The 14202-nt window shown below is 69.9% G+C and carries 15 protein-coding genes; 4 read left to right on the top strand and 11 right to left on the bottom strand.

Annotated elements, in window-relative coordinates; genetic code table 11:
- Positions 1–27: 27 nt before the first annotated feature.
- The 3 genes from ACOYR3_RS03965 (at position 28) to ACOYR3_RS03955 (ending at position 3345) form a co-directional block, all read left to right on the top strand.
- Complete coding sequence (locus tag ACOYR3_RS03965; RefSeq protein WP_422845194.1) at positions 28–525, top strand: hypothetical protein; 498 nt, start codon at positions 28–30, stop codon at positions 523–525.
- A 52-nt stretch (positions 526–577) separates the two neighbouring features.
- Entirely contained in the window at positions 578–1711 is a 1134-nt protein-coding gene (locus tag ACOYR3_RS03960) for a GGDEF domain-containing protein (RefSeq protein WP_422845193.1), read from the top strand.
- Between the two features lie 200 nt (positions 1712–1911).
- Positions 1912–3345, top strand: a complete 1434-nt coding sequence (locus ACOYR3_RS03955; protein WP_422845192.1) for a GGDEF domain-containing protein — start codon at positions 1912–1914, stop codon at positions 3343–3345.
- Between the two features lie 34 nt (positions 3346–3379).
- On the opposite strand, the gene ACOYR3_RS03950 is transcribed toward ACOYR3_RS03955, so the two are convergent.
- The 4 genes from ACOYR3_RS03950 to ACOYR3_RS03935 all read right to left on the bottom strand — a co-directional run bounded on the left by ACOYR3_RS03950 (position 3380) and on the right by ACOYR3_RS03935 (position 6512).
- Positions 3380–4432, bottom strand: a complete 1053-nt coding sequence (locus ACOYR3_RS03950) for a serine endopeptidase (protein ID WP_422845191.1) — start codon at positions 4430–4432, stop codon at positions 3380–3382.
- 77 nt (positions 4433–4509) lie between these two features.
- On the bottom strand, positions 4510–5310 hold the full coding sequence (locus tag ACOYR3_RS03945) for a DUF2145 domain-containing protein (protein WP_422846519.1): 801 nt from the start codon (positions 5308–5310) through the stop codon (positions 4510–4512).
- Between the two features lie 137 nt (positions 5311–5447).
- Positions 5448–5912 carry a hypothetical protein gene (locus tag ACOYR3_RS03940; RefSeq protein WP_422845190.1) on the bottom strand — a complete coding sequence of 155 codons (465 nt, stop codon included), beginning with the start codon at positions 5910–5912 and terminating at the stop codon, positions 5448–5450.
- 102 nt (positions 5913–6014) lie between these two features.
- Positions 6015–6512 (bottom strand): YiaA/YiaB family inner membrane protein, encoded by a 498-nt coding sequence (locus ACOYR3_RS03935; RefSeq protein ID WP_422845189.1) that lies wholly within the window; start codon positions 6510–6512, stop codon positions 6015–6017.
- A gap of 224 nt (positions 6513–6736) precedes the next feature.
- On the opposite strand from ACOYR3_RS03935, the gene ACOYR3_RS03930 reads away from it, so the two are divergent.
- On the top strand, positions 6737–7924 hold the full coding sequence (locus ACOYR3_RS03930) for a saccharopine dehydrogenase family protein (protein WP_422845188.1): 1188 nt from the start codon (positions 6737–6739) through the stop codon (positions 7922–7924).
- A 140-nt stretch (positions 7925–8064) separates the two neighbouring features.
- Here the strand turns inward: ACOYR3_RS03930 and ACOYR3_RS03925 are convergent, their stop codons facing one another.
- The 7 genes from ACOYR3_RS03925 to ACOYR3_RS03895 all read right to left on the bottom strand — a co-directional run bounded on the left by ACOYR3_RS03925 (position 8065) and on the right by ACOYR3_RS03895 (position 14199).
- Positions 8065–9045, bottom strand: a complete 981-nt coding sequence (locus ACOYR3_RS03925) for an NAD-dependent epimerase/dehydratase family protein (protein ID WP_422845187.1) — start codon at positions 9043–9045, stop codon at positions 8065–8067.
- Positions 9045–10046, bottom strand: a complete 1002-nt coding sequence (locus ACOYR3_RS03920; RefSeq protein ID WP_422845186.1) for a fumarylacetoacetate hydrolase family protein — start codon at positions 10044–10046, stop codon at positions 9045–9047. Before ACOYR3_RS03920 ends, ACOYR3_RS03925 begins: the two co-directional genes overlap by 1 nt.
- Before the next feature lie 20 nt (positions 10047–10066).
- Positions 10067–10648, bottom strand: coding sequence for a cupin domain-containing protein (locus tag ACOYR3_RS03915; RefSeq protein ID WP_422845185.1), 582 nt, complete (start codon positions 10646–10648; stop codon positions 10067–10069).
- Between the two features lie 11 nt (positions 10649–10659).
- A complete protein-coding gene (locus tag ACOYR3_RS03910; protein ID WP_422845184.1) occupies positions 10660–11457 on the bottom strand; it encodes a cyclase family protein in 798 nt (265 codons plus the stop codon).
- A gap of 87 nt (positions 11458–11544) precedes the next feature.
- Positions 11545–12702 carry an MFS transporter gene (locus tag ACOYR3_RS03905; RefSeq protein ID WP_422845183.1) on the bottom strand — a complete coding sequence of 386 codons (1158 nt, stop codon included), beginning with the start codon at positions 12700–12702 and terminating at the stop codon, positions 11545–11547.
- A gap of 12 nt (positions 12703–12714) precedes the next feature.
- Positions 12715–13848, bottom strand: a complete 1134-nt coding sequence (locus tag ACOYR3_RS03900) for an FAD-dependent oxidoreductase (protein ID WP_422845182.1) — start codon at positions 13846–13848, stop codon at positions 12715–12717.
- 12 nt (positions 13849–13860) lie between these two features.
- Positions 13861–14199, bottom strand: coding sequence for a Rieske (2Fe-2S) protein (locus tag ACOYR3_RS03895; RefSeq protein WP_422845181.1), 339 nt, complete (start codon positions 14197–14199; stop codon positions 13861–13863).
- Positions 14200–14202 lie beyond the last annotated feature (3 nt).

The following is a 14202-nucleotide window of genomic DNA, read 5'->3' as shown; positions in this document are numbered from 1 at the left end:
CTAGAGGCAAAAATCATTCAAAACCTATTGCACCAACTGCTGCGCTGGCCCGCCCGCGCCCTGTCGGGCCTGGCGAGCGGCGTGCTGGCCCTGCTCATCCTGTTCGAGGAATGGGGCTGGGTGCCGCTGCAGCAGCTGCTGGCGCGCATCGGCCGCTGGCCCGGCCTGCGGTGGATCGAAGGCTGGGTGCGCTCGCTGCCCCCCTGGGGGGCGGTGGGCCTTTTCGCCCTGCCCACCGCGCTGCTGCTGCCCGTGAAGCTGCTGGCCCTGTGGGCCATGGGCCACGGGCACGTGGTGCTGGGCCTGGCGGTGATCGCCCTGGCCAAGGTGGGCGGCACGGCCGTGGTGGCCCGGCTGTTCACCCTCACGCAACCGGCGCTGATGCAGCTGCGCTGGTTTGCCTGGACCATGGCGCACTGGATGCGCTTCAAGAATGCCGTGCTGGAGCGCGCCCACGCCACCTGGGCCTGGCGCATGGCGCGCGTGCTGCGCCGCCACTGGGTGCAGCGCTGGCGGCGGCGGTGAGCACGCCTGCGCCCCGCCTTGCCACCATCCCCACCGCCCCCTCTCCGGCACCATGGACCTTCAGCTGGACCTGCCCACGGTTCTCGTTCTCTACAAGACGGCCCTGATCGCGGGGGCGCTGAGCATCTTTCACATCAGCCGGCACGCTTGCCAGCCGCGGGGCATGCGCGCCATGGCGGCGGCCTACGTGCTACTGGCGGCCGGGGCCGAGCTGGCCGGCCAGGGTGAGCATTCCGCACTACCGGCATGGTTCTGGACCCATGCAAGCCTGCTGCTGGGCACCGTGGGCTACCCGCTTTTCTGGGCGGGCACGCGGGGGCTGAGCAGCCGCCGCAGGGTGGCCTGGGGCTGGCTGCTCCTGGTGCCCCTGGGCTGGCTGGCGCTGGGGCTGGCCACGCAGTTCCCGCTGAACAACCTGCTGCGCGCCGGCGCCTTTCACATCACCGCCACGGTGGCCGTGGCCGCGTCGGCCTGGGAGGTGTGGAGGGACCGCCACGTCGAGCCCCTGCCGTCGCGCCCCCTGCTGGCCGCGCTGATGCTCACCAGCGCCAGCCTGTTCGCGGTGCGGCTGGTCTACATCGCCACCGAGACCGTGAGTTCCACCGGTTTCGCGGGGGCCTTCTACGTGCAGATGTTCTGCCACTTCGGCATCGCCCTCATGGTGTCGGAGCTGTCCAGCGAACGCGCAGAGGCCCGGCTGGAGCGCATGGCGCAGACCGACCCGCTGACCGGCGTGGGCAACCGGCGCTGGCTCCTGGCCAAGCTGCCGGCACAGTTGCCGGCGGGCAGCGCCGTGCTGCAGATGGACCTGGACCGCTTCAAGCAGATCAACGACCGCTTCGGCCACGCGGCCGGCGACCGCGCGCTCGAGGCGTTCGCCGAATGCGCGCGCCGCCAGCTGCGCGGCACCGACCTGCTGGCCCGCATGGGCGGCGAGGAGTTTGCCGTCTACCTGCCCGGCGTGGACCCCGCGGGGGCCGAGTCCATCGCGCAGCGCCTGTGCCAGGCAGCCGCCGCGCTGCGGCTGCAAGCCGACGGGCAGGACGTGCCGGTGACCGTCAGCATCGGTCTCGCCTGCGTCACGTCGCCGGGCACGGCCTGGTCCACGTGGATGGCCCGCGCCGACCAGGCGCTCTACGAGGCCAAGCGCGCCGGCCGCGACCGCGTGGCCGTGTACCGGCCTTAGAAGAACGCGTTCAAGATCCCAGCGGGCTCACGGCGCAGCCTGCCCATGCGGGGGGGATGCTCGGGGTGCGCGCGGGGCGACGCGGACAGTTACTTATTGTTGGAAGATGTCAACAAAAGTTTCTCGCACTGCGGCATTTGAAGCGACTGCAGAGGACAATCGGGAGCCGCACAGCCCGCCCCACCCGCCGCCCCCACCCCATGCCCCGCCTTCCTGCACTTCACCGGCTGCCGCCGGTGTCCGCCTGGCTCGGCCTGGGGCTTGTGGTCTTTGCCGCGTGCCTTGTGGGCATCTTTGCGCGGCCCATCGGCTTTCTGTCGGCCTTCTGGCCGGCCAATGCGCTGCTGCTGGGGTTGCTGGCGCGCTATCCGGCGCTGGCCCGCCCGCCGGCCTGGGCGGCAGCCGCCGTGGGATATGTGGCGGCGGATGTCGTCACAGGCAGCCCCTGGGGCCAGGCCTTGTGGCTCAATGCCGCCAACCTGCTGGGCGTGACGGCCGGCTGGCTGGTGCTGCGCCCGTTGGACGCACCGGTGCTGCGCCTGCAAAGCACCGCGTCGGCCCTGCAGGTGCTGCTGGCCGCGCTCGCCGCCAGCGGCGTCGGTGCGCTGGCGGCCTGCGGTGCCGCGCCCGTGTACTTCGACACCCCCTGGACCGACTTGCTCGCGCTGTGGTTCAGCACCGAGCTCATGAACTGCGTGCTGATCGTGCCCGTGGTGCTGGCCGCCCCGCGCGCGGACGATCCACCGCCGGCCTGCGCCCTCCTTGGCAACCAAGGCACCCCAGGCAGCCAGGGCTCCCCTGGCGCTTCGCGGCTGTGGCGCGCGGCGCCCGTCAGCTCGCTGCTGCTGGCCGAGGGCGTGCGCGCCGTGGCCGGCGGTCCCGGCGCGCTGGCCCTGGCCGTGCCCGGGCTGCTGTGGTGCGCGCTGAGCTACAGCCCGTTCACGGCCTGCCTGCTGACCTTGCTGGTGTGCCTGTGGACCATGGCGGACGTGGCCACGGGGGTGCTCAACTTCACCCCCGCCCACGCGAGCGAGGTGTTCTCGCTGCGCGTGGGCGTGACGCTGCTCGCGCTGGGCCCGCTGGCCGTGACCTGTGCCAGCGCCGCCCGTGCCGAGGCCCTGCGGCGGCTGGGCGAAGCGGGCCGCCTGCCAGAGCTGCCGGGCGTGCTGTCGCGCACGGCGCTGCTGGAGCAAGGCGGCCAGCTGCTGGCGCGGCACGAGCGGGAGTCCGCCGGGCTGGCAGTGCTGGTGCTGCATGTGGACCACTTCCAGGACCTGCAGGCCGAGCATGGGCACGGCGCCAGCAGCGACCTGCTGGTGGGCATCGTCCGCACGCTGCGGCAGATGCTGCGCACGCAGGACCTGCTGGGCCGCATGGGCACGGTGAAGTTCGCCGTGGTGCTGCCCGGCGTGTCGCCGGCCGACGCACAGGCCCTGGCCGAACGGCTGCGCAGCGCCGTGCAGGCGTACACAGCCTCGCCCTACGGCGCGCCGGACCTGCGCACCACGGTCAGCATCGGCATGGTGCACAGCTCGGCCCTCGGCGGCGACGTGGACATGGACGTGCTGCTGCTGGCGGCCAACGCGGCGCTGTACCGCGCCAAGGCCCAGGGGCGCAACTGCGTGGCCAGCTGACAGCCGCGTTCCCGGCGGCCGGCCGCGCGGCGGCTCATTCGCGCGCCAGCTTCACCCCGGCGCTCGCGCCACAGGCGTGGCAGAACCGGGCAAAGGCGCTCTTGCGGGTGTTGCACTGGCCGCAGTGGTCGAACAGGCCGATGCCGCAGTGGGGGCAAAAGTCGATGGATTCGTTCTTCAGGTCCACCGGCCGCTCGCAGCCGGGGCACACGTTCTTCGCGAGCCGTCCCAGGGCCACGTCGTAGCCCAGTTCCTTGCGCCGCTCCTGGTCGGGCAGCGCCTCGGCCTGCTTCTGGCGCTCGAGGTAGCGGTTGAGGGCCAGGATGGCGTAGCGGCCCACCAGCGCCGTCACGGCAATGCCCACCACGTAGCGCACATAGCCGCCGTAGCTGGGCAGGTAGGGCACCAGCTCCACGAAGAACGCGAACAGCGCGAAGAAGATGAAGCCCCACACGAAAGGCCAGTACGTGCCCTTGCGCTTCCTGGCAAACAGCCAGCCGGCCACCACCAGCAGCGGCAGGGTGAGCGCCAGGCGGTACAGGAACACGCGCAGCTCGACCTTGCGGCGCTCGGCCGCCATCTTTTCGTAGCCCTGGGCCTCCATCTCGCTCAGGCGCGCCTGCGTGGCCGCGGCCGCCTGGCGGGCGTCCAGCGCGGCCTGCTGCTGGGCCTCCACGGCTTGCTGGGCGCGGCGCTCGGCAAGCTTGAGCTGGTCCAGCGCCTGGGTGCGCGCCAGCACTTCCGGGTCGTGCTCGGAGCGCTGCGTCACGCTGCGCGCGGCCAGCCAGTTGTTGAAGGTTTCGCGCTCGGCCTGGCTCTCGCTGCGGGCCTTGCTGCGCTGCAGCTGGGCCTGCTCCAGCGCGGTCTGCGCGTCCTGCTCGGCCTGGCGCAAGTCCTTGGCCTGGGCGCGCAGTTGGGTGGCCGCCGCCGCGTCCAGGAAGTCGTCCAGGCGCAGCGGCGTCTCCACCTTGGGAAGGTCGCCCACGATGGTGCCCCCGAGCCCGATCAGGAAACTCGCGAACACCACCGCCACCAGCCACAGGCCGCGGCGGAACCATTTTTCGGAAAGTCGCAGGGATTTGCTCATGGCGCCGCCTCTCGGAAAATGCTATACATTTAATAGCTTCCAGCGCTTATCCATCAAGCGCCAGAGGCCATTTTTTCTCAATTTTTCGGCACCAATACGGGGGCCGCCGCCATCTGCACGCGCTGCATCCACGCCAGCACGGAGTCCACGGTCACGGTCTCGATGCGGTCCGAAAAGCGTTTCTCGTTGGGATGGTCGTCGAACGCGATGTTGGCCGCGCTCACCCGCCCGCCCATGCGCGTGAGCGGCCCGAGCTTGAGCGTGGTCGGCTCGTACCCCTTGAACTGCAGCCACGCCTGGGCCCGTTCGCGCGTGCGCACGGTGGCGGGCTCCATGGCCAGGGCCAGGGTTTCCAGCGCCCACTGGTTGGACTGCTGGTACTTGCCTCCCCAGGCATAGCTGACCATGCTGTACGGCGCGTGCTGCAGCGTCCGCGTGCGGTCCTTGTCCTGCAACACGGCCAGCAGGCGCTGCTGCACCTCGGGCGCGGGCACGGCGTACACGGCCTCGTAGCGCCACAGGTCGTCCAGGAAGAACTCGCCCAACCCCTGCCGGTACAGGTAGCCCACGGCGGTGCCGCATTCGTTGAGCTTGTGCGCCACACGCCACGGGCCCTCGGGCGTCTTGTAGGCCCAGCCGAAGTGCGAGTAGCGCAGGCCGTACTTGGAGAGGTCCTGCCCCGCGCGGGCCAGCGCCACCACTTGCGCGCCCGATTTCGCGTGCTCCGCATCCAGCGCCGCCGAGGTCTGCGCGGCCAACGCCATGCCGCGCTCGATGACCTGGGGCGTGGGCTTTTTCGCATCGCACGATCGGCCCGCGTGGGCGGGGGCCGGTGCCAACACTGCGGCGACCGCCAGCGCCGCAAGCCCGCAGCCCATCCAAGGGGCGCGAACCCAGCGAGGGATACCAAGCAAGGGCCGCCCCGCAGCGAGGGCATCGTCGCCCTTGCCGCAGCGCGCAGCGCGTGGAGAAAAGGGGAAAGCCGCGCAGCGGCTCAGAGGGATGTACTTCATCATTACAGACGTTCGTTGTGCAGCAGCGCGCGGCCGATGGCGTTGGGGATGAAGGCAATCGCCTCGCCCGCCACGGACAGCACCACGCCCGTGCCGATCACGCTGCAGGTCACGACCGTCCCCACGGCGTAGGCCGAAGCGCCCACCCCGCGGCCGACCACCTCCACGCTGGCCTGCGCGCCATCGGACGCGCGCTCCAGCAGGTACACCGTGCCCACGGCCGAGGCCTCGACCGCCTTGACCGTCAGCGCCGCACCGCCCACCGACAGCGCCACCGGCACGGTCGCCACGGCACCCGCAGCAGCGCCCGCCGCCGACGCCGCGCCCACCACCGAGGCCACAGGCAGCATGGACACCGCGGCCGAGGCCTCGCTCTGCGCACGTGCGGGCAGGGCGGCCCCGGCGCACAGCAGGCCGGCGGCCAGGGCCAGGCCCAGGATCTTGGGAATTTTTACGAGATTCTTCATGGTTCACTCCTCTGGGGCGCCGGGCGCGGTGGCACGGCGCAGTTCTTGTTTTCCAGGCAACCTGCGAGCATCCACCATCGCGCGGAGCTGCCGGCCGGAATCTCACAGGCCGTTGTTACCAGACGTAGCGCCTGCACTCACCGCTGCTTCGCGCCGCCCTTGCAGACGGGCTTCCAGCAGGTCGGCCTCGTGGCGGTCGCGCAGCATCTTGGCCAGCGTGAACGCGGTGGTGATCAGGTACAGCCAGCACACGCCCAGGAAGGCCTTGTAGGTCACGTTGATCTCCATGCCCAGCAGGCCCCAGCCCGTCAGGCCCATGGCCACGGCAAAGCCGCCCCACACCACCAGCTTCCACAGGGGCGTGTCGCCGCCTCCGCGCCGTGCCGCGCTGGCGCTGTCGCGCACGAACTTGGCCAGCACGAAGGCCGCCGAGAGGCAGAACACATAGCCCATCACCATGAACGCCTGCTCCAGCTGCGCCCCCGGCAGCCAGGCCAGGCCCACGGCGCACAGAAACACCGCCATGCCGAACGAAATCCAGACCTGCCATTGCCAGGCGCGGGTGTCACGCTGCACGAGGAAGGGAGCGGGGTGGGACATACCAGTGGGGCCGCGAGGCCGTTGTTGAACACGGAGCACATGGTGCCGGCTCCCCCGCCGCCGCAGGCCCTCCAGCAGCACCAGTGGCCGCCACCTGGCTCCTTGGTATCACCTGGCGATACTTTTCTGCCATGGGCCTGCTGCGCTTTGGTGACACGCAGGCCCCCGCTTGTCTTCCACAATCCAACGCTTTTCCCCTGATGTTTTGCCCGGAGACCGCCGCCATGAACCCCTCCAAACCCTTTGACCTCGTCGTCCACGGCGCCACCGGCTTCACCGGCCGGCTGGTGGTGGAATACCTGCTGCAGCGCTACCCCGCCGGCAGCGGCGTGCGCTGGGCCATGGGCGGGCGCAACGCCGACAAGCTGGCCGCCGTGCGCGACGAGCTGGGCGCCCCGGCCGACACGCCGCTGGTGGTCACCTACACCAGCAGCCCCGCCAGCCTGCAGGCGTTGATGAACGCCACGCGCCTGGTGCTGACCACCGTGGGCCCCTACCAGCTCTACGGCAACGAACTGGTGGCCGCCTGCGCCGAGGCCGGTGTGGACTATGTGGACCTGTGCGGCGAGCCCGCCTGGATGCGCCAGATGATCGACGCGCACGAAGCCGCGGCAAAGGCCAGCGGCGCGCGCATCGTGTTCTCGTGCGGGTTCGACTCCATCCCCTTCGACCTGGGCGTGTTCCTGCTGCAAAAGGAGTTCCGCCACCGCTTCGGCCACCCCGCCCCGCGCGTGCGCGGCCGGGTGCGGAAGATGAAGGGCACCTTCTCCGGCGGCACGGCCGCGAGCCTGAAGGCCACCATGGCCGCGGCCGCCAGCCAGCCCGGCGTGCTGGACCTGCTGAAGAACCCGTTCTCGCTCACGCCAGGCTTCGAGGGGCCGCGCCAGCCGTCAGGCAACAAGCCCATGGTGGAGGAAGCCCTGGGCGAAGGCGTGTGGGTGGCCCCGTTTGTCATGGCCGCCATCAACACGCGCAACGTGCACCGCTCCAACTTCCTGCTGCAGCACGCCTACGGGGCGGACTTCGTGTACGACGAGATGCTGATCACCGGCACGGGCGAAAAAGGCGAGGCCATGGCCAATGCCGTGGCGGGCGACAAGTCCCTGGGCTCGGACAAAGGCCCCAAGCCCGGCGAAGGCCCATCCCGCGAAGAGCGCGAGGCCGGCTTCTACGACGTGCTCTTCCTGGGCACGGACGCCGACGGCCACACGCTGCGCGTGGGCGTGAAGGGCGACCGCGACCCCGGCTATGGCTCCACCTCCAAGATGATCACCGAGGCCGCCCTGTGCCTGCTGCTGGAAGCCACGGACACCCCCGGCGGCATCTGGACCACGGCGCCCGCCATGGGCGACCGGCTGATTGCGCGGCTGCAGGCCAATGCCGGCTTGGACTTCGCGGTAGAGACGCCTTGAACCCACCACCGGCCGGTGCCAGCATCGGCTGAAGGCGAGGTGCTCGGCGCGTCACGGGCGCGCTGCAGCGCACGGCGCCGCCCACCAGTCCGGCGCCTGCCCCGCAGCGCGTCCCGTGGCGGGCTCTTTTTTGTCGCTCCCTACTTCGCACTGCCGTCGCCCTGCCGCCCACCCAGCACGCGGGTGACCAGGGACTGCAGCGAGCCATCGCTCTGAAAGCCGGCAGCCTCCGCGCGCGGCGTATGCAAGGCGGGCTGGCGGCCGAACAGCGTTTCGATGGAGGTATCGGGCGCGTACCGGATCCACTCGGCGGGATCGGCGTCGACCGCGTGGGCAATGGCCTGCACCACCTCCTGCACCGACGCGCGCAGCACCGGGGGTTGCCAGCACCGTTCGGCCGACATGCCCTCTGGGGGCAAGCGTGCGGCATGCACCAGGTTGTCCAGGCAGCACTCCAGCGACATCCACCATGCCGTGGCCTGCGCCGACACGGGGCAGGTGTACGCCCGCCGCGCGTGCAGCGCATGGAAGATCTGACTCATGAACGCGGAGCCGTGGCCCGTCTCTGCCGGCGGCCGCGCCACGATGCCGGGCAGCCGCAGGCTGCAGCCATCGATGTCGCCGCGCCGGCTGTAGTCCGCTACCAGCAGTTCCACCATCCACTTGTGCACCCCGTAGCTGAGTGCGGGCTGCGGCCACTGGCCCTCATCGACCGCCTGGGTGCCCAGCGTGCCATACACCGCCACCGAGCTGGCAAACACCAGCCGGGGGACGGGAGCCCGCCCCGCGCGCACCGGGCGCGCAAGCCCTTCGCACAAGGCCACGGTGTCCAGCAGATTCGCCTGCACGCCCAGCGCAGGTTCACGCTCGGCCAGGGATCCCGGGACACTGGCCAGGTGGAAGATGCAGTCGGGCGGATGGTCTTCCAGGGCCTCGAACAATGCGCGGTCGGCAAAGCTACCGACATGCCAGTGCACGCCGGGTGCGCAAGCTGCACGGGGCCCGACGCGGTCCACCAGCGTCAGGCGCAAGGGCGCGCCGGGCGCGAGCGGGGCGGACTGCAACCGCTCGGCCAGGGCGGCACCAATGAACCCGCCAGCGCCGGTGACGAGCACATGCATCAGCGTGCCTCCATGCGTGCAGCCACCACGCGCTGGTGCACCACACCAAAAGGCCCCTCACGGCCATCGTGCCAGCGTGCCTGCATGCGCACGGTGTCACCGTAGCGCATGAAGGGCGTCTTGGCGGCGCCCTCGTCCAGGATCTCGATGACACGCCGCTCGGCCAAGCACGCGGAGCCTGCATCGCGCGCCTGGTTGGAAACGGTGCCCGAACCAATGATGGTGCCTGCCGTCAGCCGCCGTGTGCGGGCCGCGTGGGCAATCAGCTGGCCAAAGCTGAAATTCATTTCGCCGCCATGGGGGTGGCCAAACCACTGGCCGTTGGAGTCCACATGCAGCCGCAGATGCACCCGCCCGTCCCGCCAGGCGTCGCCCAGCTCATCGGGGGTCACGGCCAGCGGGGCAAAGCTGGTGGACGGCTTGGCCTGCAGAAAGCCAAAACCCGTCTTCATTTCATGCGGGCCGAGCGCGCGCAGGCTCCAGTCGTTGATCTGCACGATCAGCCGCACGTTGGCCAAGGCTGCTTCCGGCGTCACGCCCATAGGCACCGGGCCACAGACGACGCCGAACTCGCCCTCGAAGTCGATGCCGTCAGCCTCGCTGGGCAAGGGCACGTCGTCCTGCGGGCCCAGAAAGTCGTCGCTGGCGCCCTGGTACATGACCGGGATGGTGTCGAAATGCGGAATGGGGGGCGTGTTGAAAGCACGCTCCATCAAGCAGCCATGATTGAGAAACGCCGAGGCATCCAGCCACTGCGGGCTGCGCGGCAGGGGGGCGCTGCAGGCCGCGGGGTCGAACGCGAAGATACCGGTTGCCGTGCCTGCCTCCAGCGCTGCAGCGCGCTCGCGCAGGGCGGGCTCTGCAGCCTCCCAGTTCTGCAAGGCTGCCAGCAAGCTGGTGGCTATCGGGGCGGCATCGACGGCACGCTGGCCATCGGACGCAACGAGAACCAGACGCCCATCGAGCGTGCCATTCTCATTCTTTAAGGTCGCAAATCGCATCAGAGAGTCCGTTCAGAAATTCAAGGCTGTGTCGAAGCCGCGGTAGGCAGGGCAGCATCGAACCGCCCGTCCACCAGCACAAACAACATGCGGCACGGCGCGCCTGAGCGGTTGGCCCAGGCGTGGTTGGTACCGCGTTGCACCACCACACTGCCGGGTCGCAGCTGCACATCACCCTCGTCCAGCACCAGCGTCAGCTCGCCCTCGATCACCACGCCGTAATCCACCGATTCGGTGCGGTGCATGAGCGGGTGCGGCGAGTTGGCCTTTACGGTGGAGGCCGCAGCGTCACCGATCTGGCTGAACGCGTCGTGCATGCGCTCCGCACCCCGTGCGAGGAACTCGGGCGTATCCGGCGGAATGTCCACGAACCGAATGCGCGTGCCCCCCTGCGGGGGCGGCAGCACCAGCGGGCCAAGCGTCGGGTCCGGGCCGTTGTCCACGACAGCGGGCGACTGTGCGGTGCTCCAGACCTCGTGGAACACCGTACCGGGGATGGCGGCGATCTCGACCACGGTGGGCAACGGCCCCTGGCTGGTGACCACGGCCCGGCCTTGGGCGTTGTGGCCGGTGACCACACGGTGGATGGATGAAAAACCCATGAACGAACTCCTCAGTCTTCAAAAATGGCGACCGCCCGCGTCCAGCCCGCCGAGGCGCCGCGGATCTTGTGGGGAAAGCAGCTGATGGTGAAACCCGTGGGCGGCAGCGCCTCCAGGTTGTGCAGCTTTTCCAGGTGGCAGTAGCCGATGTCGCGGCCCGCCTTGTGGCCCTCCCAGATCAGGGCCTTGTTGCCCGTTTCGGCCACGCGCTGGGCGGTGTACGAGAACGGTGCATCCCAGCTCCAGGCGTCGGTGCCGGTCAGCCGCACACCGCGCTCCAGCAGGTACATGGTGGCCTCGTGGCCCATGCCGCACCCTGCGCCCAGGTAGTCCTTGTGCCCGTAGCGCGAACCTGCGCGGGTGTTGACCACCACGATGTCGAGCGGCTGCAGCGTGTGGCCGATGCGGGCCAGTTCGGCCTCGACGTCGGCAGCGGTGGCGACGTAGCCATCGGCGAAATGCCGAAAGTCCAGCTTCACGCCCGGCTGAAAGCACCAGTCCAGCGGCACCTCGTCAATGGTGATGGAGGGACGGGCGCCGCCGTTCTTCGCATCCTGCGTGGAGTGAAAGTGCCAGGGCGCGTCCAGGTGCGTGCCGTTGTGCGTGGTCAGCGTGACCCACTCGGCGGCGGCGGCTTCGCCGTCGGGGTAGTCCTCGGCACGGGTGCCGGGGATCATGGCCATGAACTCCGGCAGCGTGTCGGCGTGCTTCTGGTAGGTGATCTTGGGCGCCAGCGGCGGTGGGTCGGAGAGCACATCGTTCTCCAGGTAGATCGACAGGTCTACAAAGCGGCGTTGGGGTTTGGTCATACAGGCATAAAGGGGTGGTTCGGCGCCCAGCCGCAGCAGGGCGCGCCGAAGAATGCAAGGCAGATAAAAAGGCGGGGCCAGACCCGTTCAGGCCACGCCCGCCAACGGCCCGGCCCTGCCGGGCGCGCGGTGGACGCGTGCAAACGCATACATCGCCAGCCCGTCGATCACCAGGGCTGCCACGCCCAGGCTGCCGTAGCCCCAGGCCTTCACCAGCGTGCCACCCAGGATGGGACCAATGGCCGCGCCAAACATCAGCATGGCCGGGGTGGCGGCCAGCGCGCGGCCGCTGGGGTCCAGGCGGGCCAGCACGCCGAAGGCAAAGGTGTGCGTGAAGATCATCACGGCCGCAAACACGGCGGCGGCTGCGGCGTAGGGCGCGAACACGGGCGAGTTCATGATCACCACCACCAGCAAGGCCTGCAGCGCAGGCCCCGCCAGCAGCACTTTGCGGGCCTGCCAGCGCCGCTCCAGCACCGCAGCCAGGGCTGCGGGGAAGAGATTGACCACCCCCAGGGCAATGAGCACGCCCGTAACCGCCTGCAGCCCGTAGCCCCGGTCGCTGCCCACGCGCTCCAGAAAGCTGAAGGTCATGGATTGCACCAGCCCGAGGGCCGCGATGCCCGCCACGCCCCACCAGACGGCGGCGGGCAGCGGCGCTGCATGCGCCCGCGAGAGCTCCGCGCCCGCGCTGTCAGGCACGGGAAACGCCACTGCCGCCGCCAAAGCCCCCACCGCCATGACACCGGCAAATACCTGGAACAGCACCGGCCCGCCCTGCTGCGCCACCAGCACCGGCGTGCCGCCGAGGAACACGATGGCAAACACCCCCAGCGCCATGCCCACCAGCGCGAACATGCGGTGAGGGTTCTGGCTGCGGGCGATGGTGCCGTGCGTCACGCTCAGGGCCGCACCCGCTGCCACCCCGGCAACGCCGTGCAACAGGGCCAGCAAGGCGAACTGGTGCGTGGTGGATGCCACCGCAAACGCCAAGGCGGCGCCTGAAAAGCCCCATGCAGCCACGGTGCGCCCCCGCAGCACCTGAAAGAACGGCGCCAACACCAGGCTGGCCGCGACCGCCCCGGCCAGAAACAATGTGGCCAGCAGGCCCGCCTGCTGCGGATCGAAGCGGTACACCGAGATCAGCGTGCCCACCCACACCGGCAACGCAACCAGGTCGACCATGCCCGCGCAATGGCCCACCATCAGGGCCACGCGGCCCCGCAGCGAATTGGTTGTGATCATGGCGGCCTCGCTTCAGATGGGCTGGGCCAACGCCATGAGGGACTCCCGCATGATGCGCGAGTGCTCGTCCTTGTCGCCGCCGTCGATCTCGATTTCGCCCAGGCGTGCCGAGTTCTCCACCACCATGCGGCAGCGCTCCCAGCGGCGACTTTCAAAGGCCGCCAACGCGGCCGGCACGTTGCCCGCAGCCTGCGCCAGCTCGTCGGCCAGCACCAGCGCGTCCTCGATGCCGATGCAGGCGCCCGATGCCAGGTGGGGCGTGGTGGCGTGCACCGTGTCGCCAATCAGCACCACGCGGCCGCGTGACCAGGGGCGGGGCATGAGCAAGCCTTCCAGGGGCCGGTACACGATCTGCGAGTCTGGGCCGATCTGGCTGCGGATGGCCTGCAGCGCGGGCGCGGTGAATCCATCGAGCAGACCTCGCAAGGTGTCGACAAAGGTGGCCGGATCGACATGGTCGTTGGTGGGGCGCGGCTCGGTGACGAAGAGGTACATCTCGGTCTTGGAGACTGGGTTCACGCCGGGCTTGATCTTCGGACCGAGCCACATCGTGGCCGTCTCGATCTCTGGCGGCCGGGGCAGCACGGCGCGCCACACCGCCTGGCCGCTGTAGCGCGGCCGGGGGGCGTTTTCAAACACGGTGTCGCGCACCTTGGAGTACAGCCCGTCCGCGCCGATCACCAGGTCATAGCGCTGACGCTGGCCGTCGGTGAGGGTCACCTGCACCCCATCGGCCTCTTGGTCGATGGCAGAGAAGGTGCAGCCCAGGCGCACGTTGGCACCCGCCGCGCGGGTGGCCTCGGCCAGGATGCGGGCCAGTACGGGGCGCAGGATGGCGCCGCCGCCCGGCACGTCGTCCCCCGCGATGCGGGGCGTGGGCAGCGTGGCCACCAGGGGGCCATGGGGCAGGTGCAGGTTGACGCCGTCCGAGGCGTTGCCCTGGGCCAGAAAGGCCTCCAGAACGCCCAGGCGCCGCAGCGCCCGCAACGTGGCGCCGCCCAGGCTGATGCCGGCGCCATAGCTGCGCCAGCCGGGGTCGATCTCGACCACGTCCACCTGCGCGCCCTGCTTGCGCAGCTCAATGGCCGCAGCCATGCCGGAAAAGCCGCCGCCGATGACCAGGATGCGTTGGGAAGAAAGGCTCATGGGTTTGTCTCCTTATTCATTTTTTGGGTTCGCCAGATGGACGTCGCCATTGGCTTGCAGGACCAGGGGTACAGGGGTGAGCGCTTCGCCCAGGCACGGCCCCAAGGTGCACTCCCCGGTGGCGATGTCAAACAGTGCGCCATGGGCCGCGCAGACGATGCGGTCACCGGCTGCGTTCAGATACCGGTCCTTGCGCCATGCCATCGGGACGCCATCGTGGGGGCAGACGTTGGCATAGGCATGCAAAAACGCCCCCCGCCGCACGACGATGACCGTGTCCTGGCCGTGGCCTGCGGGGTCAAAGCCCCGCGATGCGCCGTCGGGCAGGTCGCTCCAGTGGCACAGCTTCATGGT

The sequence above is a fragment of the Acidovorax sp. M2(2025) genome, assembly GCF_049330835.1.
Taxonomy (GTDB): domain Bacteria; phylum Pseudomonadota; class Gammaproteobacteria; order Burkholderiales; family Burkholderiaceae_C; genus Acidovorax.
The sequence above is the reverse complement of the archived record's forward strand: the minus strand, read 5'-3'. Positions and strand labels throughout refer to the sequence as shown.